Here is an 18,259-nt window from a genome sequence, read left to right on the forward strand (position 1 = left end):
TCATTTTGGCAAATCACCTGTTGCAGCACGCGGTGACTCTGCGTGATCGTGCGTTTGCGCCGGTGGAGCGGCGGCAGGACAGTGCCCGGAGTGCGTGGAAACTTTCTCGGCGCGAGGTGTCGATCGCGGCGGGCCCTGTTCGACGCACTGATGACAGACAGCACGAGGACAACCGAGGAGCACTCCGATGCGCACCCTGATCACCACCGCCTTCGTCTCCCTCGACGGCGTCGTCGAGGCGCCCGGCGGGGAACCGGGCTACCGCAACACGGGCTGGACCTTCAAGGACATCGAGTTCGACCCGGCCGCCTACGAGATCAAGACCCGCGAGCAGGACGAGGCCGCCGCCTTGATGATGGGCCGGGTGAGCTACGAGGCGTTCGCACCGGTGTGGCCGACCATGACCGAGGAGTTTCCCGGTTACATCGCGATGCCGAAGTACGTCGTGTCGACCACGCTCCGGGACGAGGACCTGGTGACCAACTGGAACGAGATCACCATCCTGCGGTCCCTGGACGACGTCGCCGCGCTCAAGCAGGGCGACGGCGGGCCGGTCATCGTCCACGGCAGCGCCACCCTCAACCGCAACCTCTCCGACGCGGGCCTGATCGACCGCTACCACCTGCTCGTCTTCCCGGTCCTCCTCGGCGCGGGCAAGCGGCTGTTCAGCGACACCGACCAGGACAAGCGGAACCTCAAGCTCGTCGAGAGCCAGTCCTACGCCAACGGAATCCAGAAACTGGTCTACGACGTCACCCGCTGAGCACGGGCATTTCCTTGGCGAGGCAGACGGTTCCGTCAGGGCCGGCGAGCGACACGTGTTGGTAGCCCTCGCTCTCGTAAAGGTCGATGTTGCCCAGGCTCTTGGCACCGGTGAACAGCAGGATGCGCCCGAGATCCGGTCCGGCGGCGGACTCGGCGGCGTGCAACAACCACCGGCCCAGCCCTCGTCCGCGCAGGTCGGGCACGACGGCGAGCCGTCCCACGTGCCAGTCGGTCTCGACGGGGCGGGCACGCACCATGCCCAGCAGCCGTCCGTCGAGCCAGATGCCCGTGGTGCGCCAGCTCGCCAGCCATTCACGCACCTCCTCCGGCGACTCGTGCAGTGCCGGGATGTTCATGGTGTCGTTGAGAATCGCCTCTTCCACCCAGCAGCACCGCTGGAGCACGGTGACCTCCGAAGCGTCGTCCGGGGTCAGTTGCCTCACGTAGGACCCGGGCAACGGGCCGGACGAGGCCCCGGCTCGCTCGCGCATCGGACGCAGGGCGTGGCTCACGCGGACCAGTTCGTCCAGCAGGGCGACACCCGCCGCGTCGCGGGCGGTATCGGTCCGCAGTCGCCCGTTCTCCACCGAGTCGCCGATGCGGATCGCAACGGTGGCACCCAACGGAACCATTCGCAGCGTGGTCACAACCTGTTTGGTGTGCTGGACGGATCGGGTGCCCGCCGAGGTGTTGCCGTAGCTGACGAAGCCGATCGGCTTCCACGCCCACTCGCTGCCGAGGTAGTCCAGCGCGTTCTTCAGGGCCGCCGGCATGCCGTAGTTGTACTCCGGCGTGACCACGATGAACCCGTCCGCCGCGTCGGCGATCGCGCTCCACCGACGGGTGTGCTCATGCCGGTAGACGCCCGATGACGGATGTTCCTCCTCATCGAGGAAGGGCAGTTCCAGGTCGCCGAGGGCCACCGGCACGAGGTCGACGCCCAGTTCCGCCGCCCGAGGTGCGATCGCCTCGATCAGCCACTGCGCCACGACGGGGCCGAGGGCGCCCGGGCGCGTGCTGCACGTCAGGGCAAGAACACGAAGGCGTTTCGTTGACATGGAAACGAAGACTAGGTGCTAGGTTGATTACATGTCAACGAAGCCGTCGGCCGGTGCCGTGCGCTGGCTGAACGCCGACGAGGAGCGGGCCTGGCGGGCATACCTGCGGATCGTGGTCGCCGTGCGGACCGGCACAGCACGCGACCTGGCCGCGATCGGCCTCTCCGAACCCGACTACGAGGTGCTGAGCACCCTGTCGGAACGGCCCGCGCACACCAGCACGCTCGGGGAACAAGCCGACAAGATGGGCTGGTCACGCAGCCGGCTGTCCCGTCACGCGACCCGAATGGAAACTCGGGGTCTGCTGCGGCGCGCACCGGACCCAACCGACGGCAGGGGCTGCCTCCTCGTACTCACCGCGGAAGGTCTGAACGCTCTCGACAACGCCGCACCGGCCCACGTCGAGTCGGTACGGCACCACTTCATCGACCGGCTCACGCCCGCAGACCTCGCCGCCCTCGAACACATCGCCCGAAGGCTGGAACAACCCCAAGCCGGTGATGACCCCGACGAGGGAGCACCTGGACAGCACCCATCGGGATGACCAACGCTTCCGGCCACAACGGTGATCATGTCGTGTCCCCTGACGGAGCGGTGGTGGGAGCCCACGTGGGCTCCCACCACCTCAGCGGTCAGCGTCGGTAGGTGCCCATGTCCCGGATGGTGAGGCGGTCGATCCGGGCGTTCCCGTCCTCGGCGAAGACCTCCACCCCGTCACTGGTCGGGTCGGGGAAGACCTGGCTGGTGATCACGGCTTCACCCGCGCCACCGAAGACTTCGACCGACGACCAGTCCACCAAGGCGCGCAGCGTCACCTTTCCGTTCACCGCGGCCAGCGGCGCGCGCTGCACCGCCGGGAACTCGGTGCTGAAGTCGGTGCGCCCGGATCGCGTGCGGTCGACGTACAACTCCCCCGTCGTGGTGTCGTAGCCGATCACCGTCTCCTGGCCCGCCCCGCTGAGCACCTTGAGACCGAACCGCTCGGCGTCGCGCAGGGAGAAGGTCGCCTCGATGTCGAGGGCCTGGCCTTCGGCGTGCCTGCCCAGCGACCGCGAGCCGTCCCGGACGGTGCTGCCGTGCAGGGAGAACGGCGCCCCGCGGTGGAGGCGGTCGAGGGCGCGGACCGGTTCCTGGACCAGCTTCACCTCACCACCGATGGTGCGCAGCCCCACCTGCCTGGGGATGCTCTGCGCACTGCGCCACGGCGAGGTCGGGATGTTCCCGGCGTACTGCCAGTTGTTCATCCACCCGATCATGTGCCGCTTGCCGTCCGGGGCGTTGTCCCACGACACGGGCGCGTAGTAGTCCTTGCCGTAGTCGACCCAGTCCGCCCGCTCCACAGTGGACTTCGCGGGTGCGTCGGCGAGCGCGAACCGGTCGACCATCACGTGTCCCCAGCCCGCGGTGTTCATGTCCACCACCGAGATCCGCGCCTGCTCGCCCTGGTGCTCGCGCAGGTCGAAGGAAGCCCAGTCCAGGGTTTCGCTGTCCGCCCCGGTCGCCGTCCGCACGACCTTGCCGTCCACGACGAGGTTGACCGAGGTCTCGGTGGAACGCGGCTTGGCCGGCGCGTCGGCGAGCATCACGTGGTCGACCAGGATGTGTCCCCAGCCGCCGGTGTTGGCGTCCACGACCTCGAAGCGCGCCTTGCGGCCGGCCAGGTCGCGCACGTCCCAGGAAGCCCAGTTCAGCGCCTCGGAGTCCTTGCCGGTGGCGCTGCGCACGACTTCACCGTCCACGACCAGCCGCACCGCGGTGGGCGCTTCGGAGTCGGACGGGTGGTTGCCGCCGCCGATCAGGAAGTTCACGTACGGCGAGGACAGGGTGAACTCCGGCGAGGTCAGGGCGCCGACCGTGGCGTCACCCCGCAGGAAGGTGTTGACCAGGCCGCCGCCTTGCCAACCCGACACCGGCAGCTGGCCGGGAAGGCTGCCGGTCGCCGGCGCGGCGCCGAACGCCTCGCCGGCGGCGGTCCAGGTGCCGTAGGTGTCGCCCTCGAAGTCGGCCAGGACCTCGCCCGCCGGGGGTGGCGCGTCACCGGTCACTGCTGCCGGATCGTGCGGGTGCCGGCCACCGCCGACCTTGAAGTTGAGGTAACGCTTGTCCACGGTGAACGGCGGCGACGTGAGGGTGCCGGTCGAGCTGTCGCCACCGTGGAAGCTGGTGGCGTAACCGGTTCCCTCGATGCCTCCCACGGGGAGCTGCCCCTCCAGCGGCCCGGTGGCCGGTGAGTCGCCGAAGGCGCCGCCCGTGGTGCTCCACTGGCCGTAGGTCGACTCGAAGTCCTCGACGACGACGCCGGCGGGTGGGGTGTAGCTGCCGTCGTCGTCGGCGGTGAACCGGGTGCCGTCGAAGTCGCCGATGAAGTACTGCGCGGCCGAACCGCCCGCGATGCCGCCGGGGTTGATGCTGACCACCAGCACCCACTTGGTCTTGCCGGGGTCGCCGTCGACCTCGAGCGGGAACAGGTCGGGGCACTCCCACACGCCGCCGACCGCTCCTGCCGGGCCGAAATCGCTGAGCGGCGCCCACGACTTGAGGTCCTTGGAGGAGTAGAACCGGATCTTGCGCTCCGTGGCCAGCGCAACGGCCATCAGCCAGCTCTGGGTGGGCGCGTGCCACTGCACCTTCGGGTCGCGGAACTCGGCGGAACCGATGTCCAGCACGGGGTTGTCCGCGTACTTGGTCCACGTCCGACCGCGGTCGGTGCTGTAGGCCAGCGATTGCGCCTGCTTGCCGCCGGCCTTGGGCGCACTGGTGTAGACGGCGACCATCGCCGGCTCGTCGGGGGTGCCGAAGCCCGAGGTGTCGGCGTGGTCGACCACCGCGCTGCCGGAGAACACCATCTCGGTGTCGTCGTGGCTGATCGCGACCGGAAGTTCCTGCCAGCGCACGAGATCGCGGCTGACCGCGTGGCCCCACGACATGTCGCCCCACGAGTTGCCGTTGGGGTTGTGCTGGTAGAAGAGGTGGTACTCGCCCTTGTGGTAGACGAGGCCGTTCGGGTCGTTCATCCAGTTCCGCTCCGGCGTGAAGTGGAACTGCGGCCGATAGGTCTCGGTCGCCGGCGCCGCCACGACGGGGCTCGTGGAGGCGACGAGTGCCGCTGCGGTCAGCACGGCTGTCATCAAGCGTCTTGTCATGGGCTGCCCTGCGTTTCGTCTTGGGGAAGCGGTGCCTGGGGAGTGGCCGGCTCGAACGGGGTCCGATCGGCCCGGTGAGGCGAGAGCGCCGCACGATAGTAAATCGAATTACCAGCGTGAACAAGAGACATCCAAATGTAACGAACTGGTAAAGTTGCCTCGTTACCACCTTGTTTACCTCGAACGCCTGCGCGCAGCATCAGCGCCCACGAAGATTCGATTTATCACCTCAACGTCGAGGAGGCGTCACATGGCACGTCATGCCGCTAGCGGCCTGGTGCGTCGCGCCAGGCTCGTGCTGGCCGCCCTGATCGCGTGCGCGTCGCTCGGTCCACCGCTGGCGACCCAGGCAGCCGCCGCGGAACCCGGAGGCCTGACCAACGCGGGGTTCGAGTCGGGGAACCTGACGGGGTGGACGGCGCAGGGGCAGGCGTTCTCGAACGCCGTGTCCTCCGATCCGGGTTGGGGTTGGGGCTGTTGCTTCAACCAGCAGGGCACTTATCACCTGTGGGGCTTCAAGAACGGCGGTGACTCGGCGACCGGCACACTCACCTCAGACCCGTTCACCGTGTCCGGCACCGGCGTCGTCAGCGTCCTGATCGGCGGCGGCCAGAACGAAGCCAACCTGTACGCGGCACTGACCACGGTCGACGGAACGGTCCTGCACAAGGCCACCGGCGCGGACAACGAGGCGTACCGCAGGGTCACGTGGGACGTCCGCGACCGACTCGGCCAGCAGGTGCAGGTCAAGCTGGTCGACCAGGCCACCGGCGGCTGGGGCCACATCAACCTCGACGACGTCCGCGTCGGACTCGACCAGCCGCCGAGCAGTGGCCTCACCAACCCGGGGTTCGAGTCCGGGAACCTGACCGGCTGGACCGCCCAAGGCCAGGCGTTCACCACCGCGCTGACCACCGACACGGGCTGGGGTTGGGGCTGTTGCTTCAACCAGCAGGGGACCCATCACCTGTGGGGCTTCAAAAGCGGCGGTGACGCGGCGACCGGCACACTCACCTCAGACCCGTTCACCGTGTCCGGCACCGGCGTGATCAGCGTCCTGATCGGCGGCGGCCAGAACGAAGCCAACCTGTACGCAGCACTGACCACCGTCGACGGAACGGTCCTGCACAAGGCCACCGGCGCCGACAGCGAGGCGTACCGCAGGGTGACTTGGGACGTGCGTGACCGACTCGGTCAGCAGTTGCGGATCAAGTTGGTCGACCAGGCCACCGGCGGCTTCGGCCACCTGAACTTCGACGACGTCCGCGTCGGACTGGACCAGCCCATCGGCGCCACCGCCGCCCACTGGGACTTCCGGGAGGGCTCGGGCGCCTCGACCGTCGAACGGGTCAGCGGCCAGGCCGACCCGATCAGCTACGTGTTCAACCAGGCCGTCTACAAGCCCAACAGCGAACCGCTGTGGCAGCCGGCGAACGACGGCAAGGGCGTGCTGTCCAAGGCGCTGCTGTTCGACGGCTACTCGACCTGGGTCAGCCGCAGCGCCGGGACTGTGCCGTTGGACCAGAACGCCCTGACCGTCGAGGCGTGGGTCGCCCCGCAGGGGTTCGAGTGGGGCGACGAGGGCAAGGTCTCCGCGATCGTCAACCAGCAGGAGCAGACCGCGAACCGGGGCTTCTCCCTCGGCGTGGGACGGCACGGCGCCTGGAAGTTCGGGATCGGCACGGGTGACGCCTGGCGCGAAGTGGCCACTCCCGCGTCGGCCGCGCTGCGCACCGGCGCGTGGGCGCACCTGGTGGCGACGTTCGACCCGGCCCAGGGTCGGATGCGGCTCTACCTCGACGGCGCGCAGGTGGCCGAGACGGCCATCCCGACCGGCGCCCGGCTCCAGCAGGCCGGCGTGCCGCTGCTGATCGGCAAGCACAACCAGCCGGTGATCATCAACGGCGCCTTCGCGGTGAACATGTTCAGCGGCCTCATCGACGAGGTGAAGCTGCACCGCAAGGCCCTGAGCCCGGCCGAGGTCGCCGCCGACCACTCCGCGGCCCTGGCCACGTTCGCCGGCGGGACCGTCCCGAAGGCCGACATCGTGCAGGACCGGTCACGCTACAACGGCGACAAGTACCGCCCCGGCTACCACTTCACCGCGCCCAACCACTGGATGAACGAGCCGCACTCCCCCATCTTCGCCAACGGGCAGTACCACCTGTTCTACCAACACAACGTGCATGGCCCGTACTGGCACAACATCAGCTGGGGCCACGCGGTCAGCAAGGACCTCGTGCACTGGCGGGACCTCCCGGTCGCGCTGGCGCCCACCGCGGGCAGCGTCGCCCCCGACGGCGTGTGGTCCGGCGGCGCGGCGCTGGACCAGAACGGCGACCCGGTGCTGTTCATCACCGCGGGTGACGACTCCAAGCGCCCCAACCAGGCCACGGGCATCGCCCGTCCGGTGAACCCGGACGACCCCGACCTCGTGGAGTGGCGGATGGAGCCCCGGCTCGTGACCGAGCAGCGGGCCGACCTCGACGTCGGCGCCGGGCGCAAGGTCCGGTTCGGGGAGTTCCGCGACCCGTACGTGTGGCAGGAGGGCAACACCTGGTTCCAGCTCGTCGGCTCCGGCGTCCAGACCACCTCCGGCGCCGACGTCGGCGGCACCGCGCTGCTGTACACCTCGACCAACCTCACCGACTGGAGCTACGCCGGTCCGCTCATGACCGGTGACGTCGCCGCCCACCCCAAGACCGGCCAGGTGTGGGAGCTGCCGGTGCTGCTGCCCATCGGGAAGGACGCCGCAGGCCGCCAGAAGCACGCGTTCGTGGTCAACCCGGCCTTCACCAGCGCAAGCCCGCACAGCAGCAAGAACACCTTCTACTGGGTCGGCACCTGGGACGCGACCGCCCGCCGCTGGACCCCCGACACCACCACGCCGAAGCTGTTCGACTACGGCGAGCACTTCACCGGCCCCAGTGGCACGGTGGGCCCGGATGGTCGGTCCCTGCTGTTCAGCATCGCCCAGGACCGCCGCACCGAACAGGCGCACCACGACGCCGGGTGGGCCCACAACGCGGGCCTGCCGGTCGAGCTGGGCGTGCGTCCGGACGGCGACCTGGCGATCAACCCCGTCCGCGAGGTGTCCGCCCTGCACGCCGGTGCGCCGCTGCTGGATGTGCGGACGCCGACGGGCATCGACGCCGTCAACAGCCAGTTGGCCGCGGTCAAGGGCGACATGCTGCACGTCCGGCTGACCATGAAACCGGGCACGACCCAGCGCTTCGGACTGGACGTGCTGCGCAGCCCCGGCGACGAGGAGCGCACCAGGCTGTTCCACGACATCGGCGCCGGCCAGTTCGGCGTGGACCGGACCCGTGCGGGCAACCGGTCCAGCCTCGACGCCGACCTCGGCGTCCACAGCGGACCGCTGGCGTTGGAGGGCGGCAGGCTCACGCTCGACGTCTTCGTCGACCGGTCCTCTGTCGAGGCGTTCGCCAACGCCCACAAGTCGATCACGACCCGGGCGTACCCGCACCGCGACGACTCCCTCGGGCTGCGGCTGTTCGGCAACGGGGCGGTGATCGAGTCCATGACGGTCTGGCGCATGGGCGCCATGACCGGTTGATCCGCCCGTCCGGCACCGCGCGGGGCTCCCGCGCGGTGCCGGACCCGTGCGCGGCGAGACCGTACTGTTGTCGCAGGCGGGAGGCCGCGCGCCGGCGTTTCGATCCGAACGAGGGGTGACGATGACGAGTGGACGACGGGTGACCATGGCCGATGTCGCCCGCAGCGCGGGCGTGTCGCCGACTACGGCGTCGTTCGTGCTGTCCGGGCGGGAGGGCGTGCGGATCTCCGAGGGCGCCCGCGCCAGGGTCCGGGACGCGGCCGAGGCACTCGGCTACCGCCCCAACGCGACAGCACGCAGCCTGCGCACGAAGAGCACGAAGACCATCGGCTTCGTCTCCGACGGGATCACCACGACGCCGTTCGCGGGCGACGTGGTCCGCGGCGCTCTGGAGGCGGCGGCGGAGCGCGACCACGCGCTGATCATCACCGAGACCGGCGGAGCGGGTTCCTCCGAGTCCGCCGTGGTCAACGTGCTGCTGGACCGACAGGCCGACGCGGTGATCCTGGCGACCATGTTCACCCGCTACGTCGTCCCGCCGAAGGAGCTGCACGGGCGCCGGGTCGTGCTGCTCAACTGCCTGGCGCCCGGCTTCGAGGCGCCGTCGGTGATCCCGGACGAGATCGCGGCCGGTCGGGAGGCGGGCCGTGTGCTGCTCGACGCCGGGCACCGCTCGGGGATCTGGGCCATCGGCGGCCACCAGGCCGTGCCCGCGACCCCGGAGGGCATCTTCGCGGGCATCGAACGCATGCGCGGTCTACAGGAGGTCCTGCGGGCGCAGCGGGCGATGCTCGACGGAGTGGTGGAGTGCGAGTGGAACGCCGAGGACGGCTACCGCGAAGTGCGGGCCCTGCTGACCTCCGGCGTGCCGCCGCGGGCGCTGGTGTGCTCGACCGACCGCGTCTCGTTCGGCGCCTACCAAGCACTTGCGGAAGCGGGCCTGTCGGTGCCCGGCGACGTCTCGATCATCTCGTTCGACGACCAGGACATCGCCTCGTGGCTGCGACCCGCGCTGACCACCCTGGCCCTACCGCACTACGAGATGGGACGTCGCGCGGTGGAGTTGGTCTTCGACAAGGAAGCGCAGGTCTCCGGTGTGCACCGGGTGACGATGCCGCTGCGCGAGCGCGGATCGGTGGCCGCGCCGCGACCGTGAGCGGCGGATCGGTAGCCGCGCCGCGACCGTGAGCGGCGCACCCTTGAGCGGCGCGCGGCCGGTCGGGAACACGTCGTTCCCGACCGGCTCCTGCGGTCAGCTCGCCGCCGTGTGCAGTTCGTCGTGGCCGATGGCGGTCCGTCGCCCACCGGCGTCGAGCTCCCAGACGTCGACGATGTGCTCCGGCTCGCCGAACGCCCGCAACCGCCACGGCGTGGGACCGGTCGGGTAGCAGCGCACTGTCAAGGACTCTCCGCTTTCGAGGAACAGCTCCACGATCGAGCCGTCCACGATCACCCGGAAGTCCACCGACCTTCGCTGACCGGACAGCGGGATCCGGTAGCGCCCCATGTGGGCACGGGGGTCGAGCGAGGCGTGGTCGCGGTCCACGACCAGCTCCCCCGCGACCGGGTCGACCACGATGTCGAGGTGTTCGCCTGGAGCGGTCTCCAGCCGCAGGCCGCACGGCGCGTCCGAGTTCGGCCGTACGCGGGCGGTGAGGTCGAAGGCCGTGCCGACCTCACCGAGGTCGTCGTCGGCGGACCAGCCGGTGGCGTGCACGACCTTGCGCCCGCGGTACCCGAGGACCTCGGAGGCGGGTTGCTGGCGCACCGTCCCGTTCTCGGTGAGCGACAGCTCGCGGGGAACGGTGAGGACGCCCGCCCAGCCGGCCTCGTGCGACCACTGCTGGTCGCGGGCCTCCCACGACCAGCCCCACAGCAGCCAGCGGCCGTCGGGCGCGTGCAGCAGGGCGGGCGCGTACAGGTCCGGACCGTGGTCGAGGGGTCCGTGACCGGTGGGCGCGAACCGGCCGGCCTCCTCGCCACCCACGTAGACGCGCGTGCTGCGTGGACCGGCGACCGCGTCCCACAGGCTGACGACCAGGAGGCCGCGGTCACCGAAGGTGGCGTACTGGGGGCACTCCCAGCCGGTCCAGCCGCCGTCCACGTCCGGTCCGTCGGCGAAGAACGGCCCGCGGTACTGCCAGTCCACGAGATCCGGCGACTCGTACAGCAGCGCCGCGCCGCGCTCGCCCGTGACGCTCGCGCCGACGAGCATCCGCCACCGCTCGCCCTGGCGCCAGACGTACGGATCGCGGTACATCGACGTGCCCTCGGGAGGAGTCGGGATCACCAGACCCGGGTGCTTGCGCCAGGTGAGCCCGCTGTCCCGGGATTCCGCCGTGGCGATCGGCTGCCACCACCGGTCGGTGCGGTAAGCGGAGTAGAACGCCAGCATCCGGTCCCCGTCGGAGACCGCGTTGCCGGAGAAGCAGCCGTCGGCGTCGTCTCCACCGGGCGTGGGCGTCAGCGCCGGCGGGAGTTCCTCCCACGTGACGAGGTCCGTGCTGCGGTGGTGTCCCCAGTGGATGCCGGTGTGGTCCGGCCCGTGCGGGTTGTGCTGGAAGAACACGTGGTAGTGGCCGTCGTGGAAGGTGAGCCCGTTGGGGTCGTTGATCCAGTTCCGGGGTGGCCTGAGGTGGATCGTGGGCAGGTGGAGGTCGGGAGTCGACAACGGAGTCCTCGAGGTCGGAGCGGTCAGCCCTTGACGCCGCTGGAGGCGATGCTGTTGATGAAGGACCGCTGGAAGGCCAGGAACAGCGCGAGCACGGGAACGGTGATCATGGACGAGTACGCCATGATCTGGCCCCAGGAGACGTTGAGCTGGAAGAAGTACTGGATGCCCACCATGACCGGGCGCAGCTCCTCGTCCTGCACGACCATGAGCGGCCACAGGTAGGAGTTCCACGCGGGCAGGAAGGTCAGGATCGCCGCGGTCGCGATCGCCGGGCCGGACAGCGGCATGACGATCCGCCGGTAGATGCCGAACCACCCCGCGCCGTCGATCAGCGCGGCCTCGTCGAGCTCCTTGGGGATGCTCTGGAAGTACTGGTGGAACAGGAAGATCGAGAACGCGTTCGCGACGAAGGGCAGGATCTGCACCCGGTAGGTGTCCAACCAGCCCTCGGTCAGGGTGAGGCTGAACCCGTTCAGCTCCAGCCACGGCAGCTTGTTCACCCACCAGACCATCGGCAGCGCGAAGGTCTCGAACGGCACGATCAGGGTGGCGATGATGACGGTGAGCAGGACCTTGCGGCCGGGCCAGCGCATCCTCGACAGGGCGAACGCCGCCAGGCTGTTGACGAGGATGCCCAGGACGATCGTGATCACCGAGACGCCCAGCGAGTTGAGCAGGAACCGGACCGCCGGCACGCGGTCGAACACCGCGGTGTAGTTCTCCAGCGACAGGCTGCCGACCGGCAGGAACGCCCTGGGGCTGCCGAGGTCGCCGAAGATCTGCTGGTCCGGCTTGAGCGACGAGACCAGCATGAACACCACGGGGAACGCGAAGAACAACGCGAGCAGGGCGCGAAGGGCGTACACGGGCAGCCGGCGCAGCACCGGCGAGAGACGGGCGGCGGACTGGGGTGACCTGGTCGCCATGTCAGTCCTTCTCCCTGGTGAGGTAGCGCTGGACGAGCGAGACGATGAGCACCAGCACGAAGAACACCAGTGAGATCGCCGAGGCGTACGCGGTCTGCTGCTGCTGGTAGCCGCTGCGCACGGCCTGGTAGACCAGCGTGGTGGTCGAGTCCAGCGGCCCGCCCTGCGTCATCACGTTGACCTGGGTGAACAGGCTGAACGCCGAGATGGTGATGGTGATCAGCACGAACGTGCGGGTCGCCCGCAGCCCCGGCCAGGTGACGAAGCGGAACCGCGTCCACCGGCTCACGCCGTCGATGGAGGCGGCCTCGTACAGGTCGGCCGGGATGGTCTGGAGCCCGGCCAACCAGATGATCATGTGGAAGCCCGCGCCCTGCCAGACCGACATGAAGATGATCGCCGCCAGCGACGTCGACGGGTCGTTCAGCCAGTCCGGCCCTTGGACGAGCCCGAACGTGACCGCGTCGATGATCCGGTTGAGCAGGCCGTCCTTCTGGTACAGGAACGTCCACACGATCGACACCACCACCATGGAGGTGACCACCGGGATGAAGTAGACGGTGCGGAAGAAGTTCGTGCCCCGGAACCGCCCGTTGACCAGCAGGGCCAGACCGAGGGCGAGTCCCGCCTGGACGGGCACCACGACGGCCGCGAAGGCGAACGTGTTGAGCACCGAGCGCAGGAAGACCGGGTCCTCCGCCAGCATGGCGAAGTTGCGCAGCCCCACGAAGCGGGGCGGTGTCGGCGAGACCAGGCGGGCACTGGTGAAGGCCAGCCCGAACGCCAGCACGACCGGGATGACGAAGAAGACCAGCAGCAGCAGGACCGCGGGACTCGCCATGCCGATGGCGGTGACGCCCTCCCTGCGACGGGAGGTGCTCGACGTGGACCCGTGGGCGCGACGCAGACGTGAGAGAAGGGGAACAGCGGCGGTCAACGAGACCTCCGGGCGAAGCGGGCACGCCCGGTGGAGACGGTCGGGTCTCCACCAGGCGGGCGAGGCGGAGCCGTCAGTCGGCGTAGAAGTCGTTCAGCTTGAGGTTCGCGTCGATCTGCTTGACCGCCTCGTCCAGGGCGGATTTCGGATCGGCGCCCGCCACGACGTCCTTGGCGGTCTTCTCGAACACCGACGCGATGTAGGGGTACGCGGGCGTCACCGGACGTACCACCGCGAAGTCCCTGGCGGACTGGACCAAGGACTCGTACCGGCCACCGGGCTCGTAGCCCGGGATCTGGGCCGCGGCGGCATCGGTCGCCGGAATCGTGCCGGTGGCCTTGGCGAACTCGGTGAAGTACTTCGTCTTGCGGGTGAACTCCAGGAACGCGCGTGCGCCCTCCGGCTTCGCGCAGTTCGCGCTCATGGCCCACTGCCAGGAGGCGCCACCGATCTTCGGCCCCTTGCCGAAGTCCACCGGCGGCAGGATCAGCAGGTCCTCGCCCAGCTTCTCGACGTTCTTGGCCGCGTCCCAACTGCCGTCCCACTCGATCGCGGACTTCCCGTTGAGGAAGTCGTCATTGGGGCTGGAGCCCGACTTCTGGGCCATGTGCCCGTCGGTGACCAGCGAGCGGAACCACTTCGCCCAGTCCAGCGCCTCGGGACCGTTCAGCGCGCCTTCCGCGGTCTTGTACGAAGAGCGGTCGACCAGGTCTCCGCCGAAGCTCTGCAACTGCGGCGAGTACGCGTAGGGCCACCACTCGCCGCTGCCTCCGGTGCCCATCTCCAGCGGGTGCTCGAACTTGCCGCCCGCCTTGAGGTCGGCCAGCGCCGAGGCGAACTCCGCACGGGTCCACGGCTTGTCCCAGGTTGGGACGCGGATGCCGTGCTCGTCGAGCACGGACTTGCGGGCGAACATGGTCAGCGCCACGTCGTAGAAGCCGAAGGCGTAGACCTTGTCCTGGTACTTGCCCACGGTGCTGGGCAGCTGGTCCTCGACGGGCACCTCGCCACCCGCGAGCTCCAGTGGGGCCAGGTACCCGCCCCACGCCCAGTTGGGCACGTTGGGGCCGTCCACGTCGAGGATGCAGGGCAGCTTCTTGGACGACGACGAGGCGACGACCGCGTCGTTGTAGGAGCCCTGGGGGAATGCCTCGATCTCGACCTTGTAGGTGGTCTGGCTCGCGTTGAAGTCGTTGACCACTTTCTCCACGACGTCGTACTCGGCGGCGTTGCCCGCGTTGTGGGTCCACAGCTTCAGGACGCCGCCCTCGGCGTCCGATCCGCCGTCGGCGCCGCCGCAACCCGCGAGCACGGCCGTCGCGGTGACGGCCACTAGACTCACGGCGGCGAGACGCCTGGTTCTGGCATTCATGGTTCCTCCATCGTGCTGGGCTGGTTCTCGTCGGGCGGCCGGTGCAAGCGGCCGCCCACTTGGTGTCGCTCCGCCGTTCCGGTGGTCAAGACCGGTGCGGCGGGGCGACCGAGTCCCGGCGCACCAGGGGGCAGTGCAGGACTTCCTGGAGCGTGGGACCGGTGGGGCTGTCCGGCAGGTCGATGAGGGCTTGCAGACGCGCGATGGCCCGGTCCCCCATCTCGTAGTGCGGCAGGGCGACGGTGCTCAACGTGGGGTGGAGGTTCTCGCTGATCAGCTCCTGGTTGTCGAAGCCGATCACGGACAGCTCCGCCGGGATCGCGAGGCCGAGCTCTGCCGCGGCGCGGTAGGCGCCCATCGCCATGCGGTCGTTGAAGCAGAACAGGGCTGTAGGTCGGTGCGCGGATTCCAGCAGGGCGCGTGCCGCGCGGTAGCCACCGGGCGCGTCCGAGCGGTCGGCGACGACGAGCGCGGGATCGAACCCGATGCCCTGCTCCGCCAACGCGGCCCGGTACCCGGCGAGCCTGCCCCGGGAGGCTGGGATGTCGTCGATGTTGGTGACGAAGCCGATCCGGCGGTGGCCGTGCGTCAGCAGCTCCCGCGTGGCCGTCATCCCGCCCTGCTCCTCGTCGGGCACGACCGAGGGCACCGAGGGGTCGTCCGCGCTCGCGTCCACGAGGATCGTCGGCACCGAACGCAGCTGGTGCGGCACCCGCACGACGCGGTGGTACATCGACGCGTAGAGGATGCCGTCGACACCGTGCTGGACCAGCAGGGTGATCGCCTTGCGCTCCAGCTCCGGGTCGCCCCCGGTGTTGAGCATCAGCAGCAGCAGACCCCGCTCGGTGCCCGCGTCCTGCGCGCCCTGGATGATCTGACCCGCGTGCGGCGTCGTGGCGATCTCGTCGCCGATGAAGCCCACGGTGTAGGTGCGGTTGGTCCGCAGGCCACGCGCCAGGCTGTTCGGCCGGTACCCCAGCTCGCGGGCCACCCGGAGCACGGTGGTCCGGGTCTCGGCGTTGATCCGCTTGCCTTCGACCTCGTTGAGGATGTGGGAGACCGTCGTCGCCGAAACACCGGCCGCCGCCGCCACGTCCTTGATCCCGATGCGCTTCACCGCGACCTGCCAAATCGTTTGGGCACTTGGTGCGGTGAAGGATTCATCAGGATGAAGCGGCTGTCAACGACCTGTTACGCACCCGTGTCCGTGCCGGTCGGGGACTGGTCGCCGCCGATGCGGGCGAACTGCTTGCTCGCGATGCCGATTTCGAGCAGGCAGGCCGGCTTCAGCGGCTACCGATCGGAGCGGACGGCACGGTCGGTGATCGGCCGCGACACCATCACCTCCCGTTCGTGGACCGCTCACTCCCCAGGTCGGTTTCTCCCGTTGTCCGCAGCGGGGTGCGGCATCGGCTGCCTACCGTCGAGCGGTGTCGGTGTCGGCACATCGAGCATGGAGGTGGGGAATGGTTGTCGGGCGGTTCGGCAAGATGTCGGTGGTCGTGGTGGCGGGGCTGTTGTTGACCGGTCTGTCCGGTGTCGGCAGCGCCGGGGCGGTGCAGCAGACGCGGGTGGCGTACTCGATCGAGTTCGCCAACCCCGATGAGTCCGGGGACCCCGAGCCGTACGGGGCGGTGGTCTTGCGGCTCGCCGACCAGGACAGGCTGCTGTGGCGCCAGGGGCGTACCGAGGACCTCCCGTCCCGGTGGCGGCATCCGGCCACCGGCTTCGCCGTAGAGGAGGTCGAGTTCGACGAGGACGCCGTCGAACAGGTGTGCGCCTACGTCCACGAGCGGGACGAGGCTTCCGACGACCAGCTCGCCTACGGCTGCCTGCCCTACCGGGGGCACTACGAGCCCTACGTGATCGAAGGTCAGGACGGCCACGTGACCGTCAACATCTACGGCATCGGCTGACCGGATCTCCACTCTGACAAGGAGACGGCAATGATCGCTACCACATCCAAAGCGTTGTTGGCGGGTTTGCTCCTCGCGGCCACCGGTGTTCTCGCGCCGGGGGCGGCGACGGCCGTGCCCGCGCCGAGGGACTTCGGCGACTGCATGGACATCGCCGTGGGCGAGCACGACGCCGACCCGTACATCGCCCACGACGCCTGCGACTCCGCCGAGCTGACCACCTGTTACCGCATTCTCCGCAACGCCTACGGCCGACAGCCGTGGGTCCTGGAAGCCTGCCAAGCCCGAACCGACTGACATGTCCGCCCGGACGGCCCTACGCCGCCCACGTCGACCTTCCTGCTCGTTCCCGCTCCTGATCAGCGCCGGGCGGCGGCGGGGAGGAGGTTGATCCTCAGCGCGCGCAGGATCGTGCCCGGCCTGGCCAGCTGTTGCGGATGGGTGAGCATGGTGGTGATGCCGGCCAGGCGTTCGTTGGTCACGGCGTCGGTCATGGACGCCTTGAAGACCTGGCCGCTCACCCACCTGATCAGCTTGTAACCGCGGGGGTAGGGGCCGTGCACGTGCGGTAGTTCCAGGTCGGCGAACGTCGACACCTGCCACGCGGCGTCCACGACGACCGCCACCCGGTCGAAGTACGCCTTGGCCGGTTCGTCCAGGTCCGGTCCCGAGCGGAGGTAGGTGGACAGGCACGACGCGTGCAGGGCCGCGGAGGTCATGCCCTGGCCGTACACCGGGTTGAACGACGCGATCGCGTCGCCCGCGACGGCGAGTCCGGCCGGCAGCCGGGACACCTCGTGGAAGTCACGCCGTCTGCTGTCGGCCTGGTGGTAGGTGACCACGTCGCCGAGCATCCGTCCCTTTTCGGCGATGTCACCGAAGACGGCCGGGAACCCGTTGCGGCACCGGGCGACGAAGTCGGCGGCGTCCCGGCTCGGGCGGTCGTCGTCGTAGCCCGCGATCAGCATGATCCAGCGGTCGCCCTCGACCCGGAGCACACCGCCGATCCGCGCGGGCCGCCCGTCGCCCGGACTGGACTGCGCGATCACGCTCCACAGGTCGCTGATCGCCTCGTCGTAGGCGAACATCGCGGTGGCGTAGTTGAGCTTGATCGGCATCCGGCGCATCGGCGGGCGTTCCCAGCCCGCGGCCTCCGCCCAGTCGCCCAGCCGGCTGGACCGGCCCATGGCGTCGACGACGAAGTCCGCGGTGGCGGTGACGGCTTCGGTCCCGCCTTCCGGGACGTACTTGACGCCTGCCACCCGTTCGCCGTCGAACAGCAGACCCTCGGCCCGGCCGGCGACGAAGCGGATGTTGTCCACCGCGAGGGTCCGCCGACGCACCTTGGCCTCCAGGTACGGCCGGGTGGTGATCAACACCGGCCAGTCCTGCTCGACCGGCGGCGCGATCCGCACCTCCCCGTTCATGAAGAACCGGTCGCGCGACCCGTCCTTCGGCGGCACGACGGCGCCGCCCGCGATGGCCTCGGCCGCGAAACCGGGGAACCACCGCTCCAACTGCACCGCCCCGGCCGGCAACAACGCGTGCACCTGACTGCCCTGTGGCACGCCGGCGCGCGGTCCGTCATCGGCGTCCGACACGTCACGCTCGACCACGATCACCTCGTCGGCGTGGTCGCTGAGCACCCGTGCCGCCAACAGACCCGCGATGCTCCCACCGAGCACCACCGCCCGCCGCATGACCACGCGCATCCCCGACGGTGGCAGGGGCGTGGCGATCTCGTGGAAGAGCTGCGCCGACGACAACCGCACGAGTCCTCCTCGAACGCCCGGGACGACGCACCCGCCGCTCCCCTGTGCCGAGCATATGCGCCCGACCCCGACGTCGGCCACGTTCCACGACCGGCAACGCGCCACCGAAACCAACCAGC

14 protein-coding genes are annotated in these 18,259 nt (G+C 69.6%); 6 read left to right on the forward strand and 8 right to left on the reverse strand.

Going from position 1 to position 18,259, the window contains the following annotated elements; genetic code table 11:
• Nucleotides 1-187: 187 nt before the first annotated feature.
• Complete coding sequence (locus F4560_RS13690; RefSeq protein WP_184920101.1) at nt 188-763, forward strand: dihydrofolate reductase family protein; 576 nt, start codon at nt 188-190, stop codon at nt 761-763.
• Here the strand turns inward: F4560_RS13690 and F4560_RS13695 are convergent.
• Entirely contained in the window at nt 753-1,823 is a 1,071-nt protein-coding gene (locus F4560_RS13695) for a bifunctional NAD(P)H-dependent oxidoreductase/GNAT family N-acetyltransferase (RefSeq protein ID WP_184920104.1), read from the reverse strand. The two genes, F4560_RS13690 and F4560_RS13695, sit on opposite strands and share 11 nt — an antisense overlap.
• Nucleotides 1,824-1,854: 31 nt before the next feature.
• Between F4560_RS13695 and F4560_RS13700 the strand changes: the two genes are divergently transcribed.
• The gene (locus F4560_RS13700; RefSeq protein ID WP_184920106.1) at nt 1,855-2,367 is read left to right on the forward strand and encodes a MarR family winged helix-turn-helix transcriptional regulator; all 513 of its coding nucleotides are present in this window, start codon (nt 1,855-1,857) and stop codon (nt 2,365-2,367) included.
• 88 nt (nt 2,368-2,455) lie between these two features.
• On the opposite strand, the gene F4560_RS13705 is transcribed toward F4560_RS13700, so the two are convergent.
• Entirely contained in the window at nt 2,456-4,966 is a 2,511-nt protein-coding gene (locus F4560_RS13705) for a GH32 C-terminal domain-containing protein (RefSeq protein WP_184920108.1), read from the reverse strand.
• Nucleotides 4,967-5,216: 250 nt separating this feature from the next.
• Here F4560_RS13705 and F4560_RS13710 point away from each other — a divergent pair, with 250 nt between their 5' ends.
• Both F4560_RS13710 and F4560_RS13715 read left to right on the forward strand, forming a co-directional pair.
• The gene (locus F4560_RS13710) at nt 5,217-8,543 is read left to right on the forward strand and encodes a GH32 C-terminal domain-containing protein (protein WP_184920110.1); all 3,327 of its coding nucleotides are present in this window, start codon (nt 5,217-5,219) and stop codon (nt 8,541-8,543) included.
• A 121-nt stretch (nt 8,544-8,664) separates the two neighbouring features.
• Nucleotides 8,665-9,699 carry a LacI family DNA-binding transcriptional regulator gene (locus F4560_RS13715; protein WP_221483480.1) on the forward strand — a complete coding sequence of 345 codons (1,035 nt, stop codon included), beginning with the start codon at nt 8,665-8,667 and terminating at the stop codon, nt 9,697-9,699.
• Between the two features lie 96 nt (nt 9,700-9,795).
• On the opposite strand, the gene F4560_RS13720 is transcribed toward F4560_RS13715, so the two are convergent.
• The 5 genes from F4560_RS13720 to F4560_RS13740 all read right to left on the reverse strand — a co-directional run bounded on the left by F4560_RS13720 (nt 9,796) and on the right by F4560_RS13740 (nt 15,569).
• The gene (locus F4560_RS13720; RefSeq protein ID WP_184920112.1) at nt 9,796-11,214 is read right to left on the reverse strand and encodes a glycoside hydrolase family 32 protein; all 1,419 of its coding nucleotides are present in this window, start codon (nt 11,212-11,214) and stop codon (nt 9,796-9,798) included.
• Between the two features lie 23 nt (nt 11,215-11,237).
• Nucleotides 11,238-12,143 (reverse strand): carbohydrate ABC transporter permease, encoded by a 906-nt coding sequence (locus F4560_RS13725; protein WP_184920114.1) that lies wholly within the window; start codon nt 12,141-12,143, stop codon nt 11,238-11,240.
• A gap of 1 nt (nt 12,144) precedes the next feature.
• A complete protein-coding gene (locus tag F4560_RS13730; protein ID WP_184920116.1) occupies nt 12,145-12,984 on the reverse strand; it encodes a carbohydrate ABC transporter permease in 840 nt (279 codons plus the stop codon).
• Between the two features lie 169 nt (nt 12,985-13,153).
• A complete protein-coding gene (locus tag F4560_RS13735; protein ID WP_184920119.1) occupies nt 13,154-14,452 on the reverse strand; it encodes an ABC transporter substrate-binding protein in 1,299 nt (432 codons plus the stop codon).
• Nucleotides 14,453-14,537: 85 nt separating this feature from the next.
• Complete coding sequence (locus F4560_RS13740) at nt 14,538-15,569, reverse strand: LacI family DNA-binding transcriptional regulator (protein ID WP_184920121.1); 1,032 nt, start codon at nt 15,567-15,569, stop codon at nt 14,538-14,540.
• A gap of 349 nt (nt 15,570-15,918) precedes the next feature.
• Here F4560_RS13740 and F4560_RS13745 point away from each other — a divergent pair, with 349 nt between their 5' ends.
• Together F4560_RS13745 and F4560_RS13750 are read left to right on the forward strand one after the other, a co-directional pair.
• Nucleotides 15,919-16,368 carry a hypothetical protein gene (locus tag F4560_RS13745; protein WP_184920123.1) on the forward strand — a complete coding sequence of 150 codons (450 nt, stop codon included), beginning with the start codon at nt 15,919-15,921 and terminating at the stop codon, nt 16,366-16,368.
• Between the two features lie 30 nt (nt 16,369-16,398).
• Nucleotides 16,399-16,665 carry a hypothetical protein gene (locus F4560_RS13750; protein ID WP_184920125.1) on the forward strand — a complete coding sequence of 89 codons (267 nt, stop codon included), beginning with the start codon at nt 16,399-16,401 and terminating at the stop codon, nt 16,663-16,665.
• Nucleotides 16,666-16,727: 62 nt separating this feature from the next.
• Here the strand turns inward: F4560_RS13750 and F4560_RS13755 are convergent, their stop codons facing one another.
• Nucleotides 16,728-18,140 carry an FAD-dependent oxidoreductase gene (locus F4560_RS13755; RefSeq protein WP_221483481.1) on the reverse strand — a complete coding sequence of 471 codons (1,413 nt, stop codon included), beginning with the start codon at nt 18,138-18,140 and terminating at the stop codon, nt 16,728-16,730.
• Nucleotides 18,141-18,259 lie beyond the last annotated feature (119 nt).

Source organism: Saccharothrix ecbatanensis (assembly GCF_014205015.1).
In the GTDB taxonomy this organism is placed as follows: Bacteria; Actinomycetota; Actinomycetes; order Mycobacteriales; family Pseudonocardiaceae; genus Actinosynnema; species Actinosynnema ecbatanense.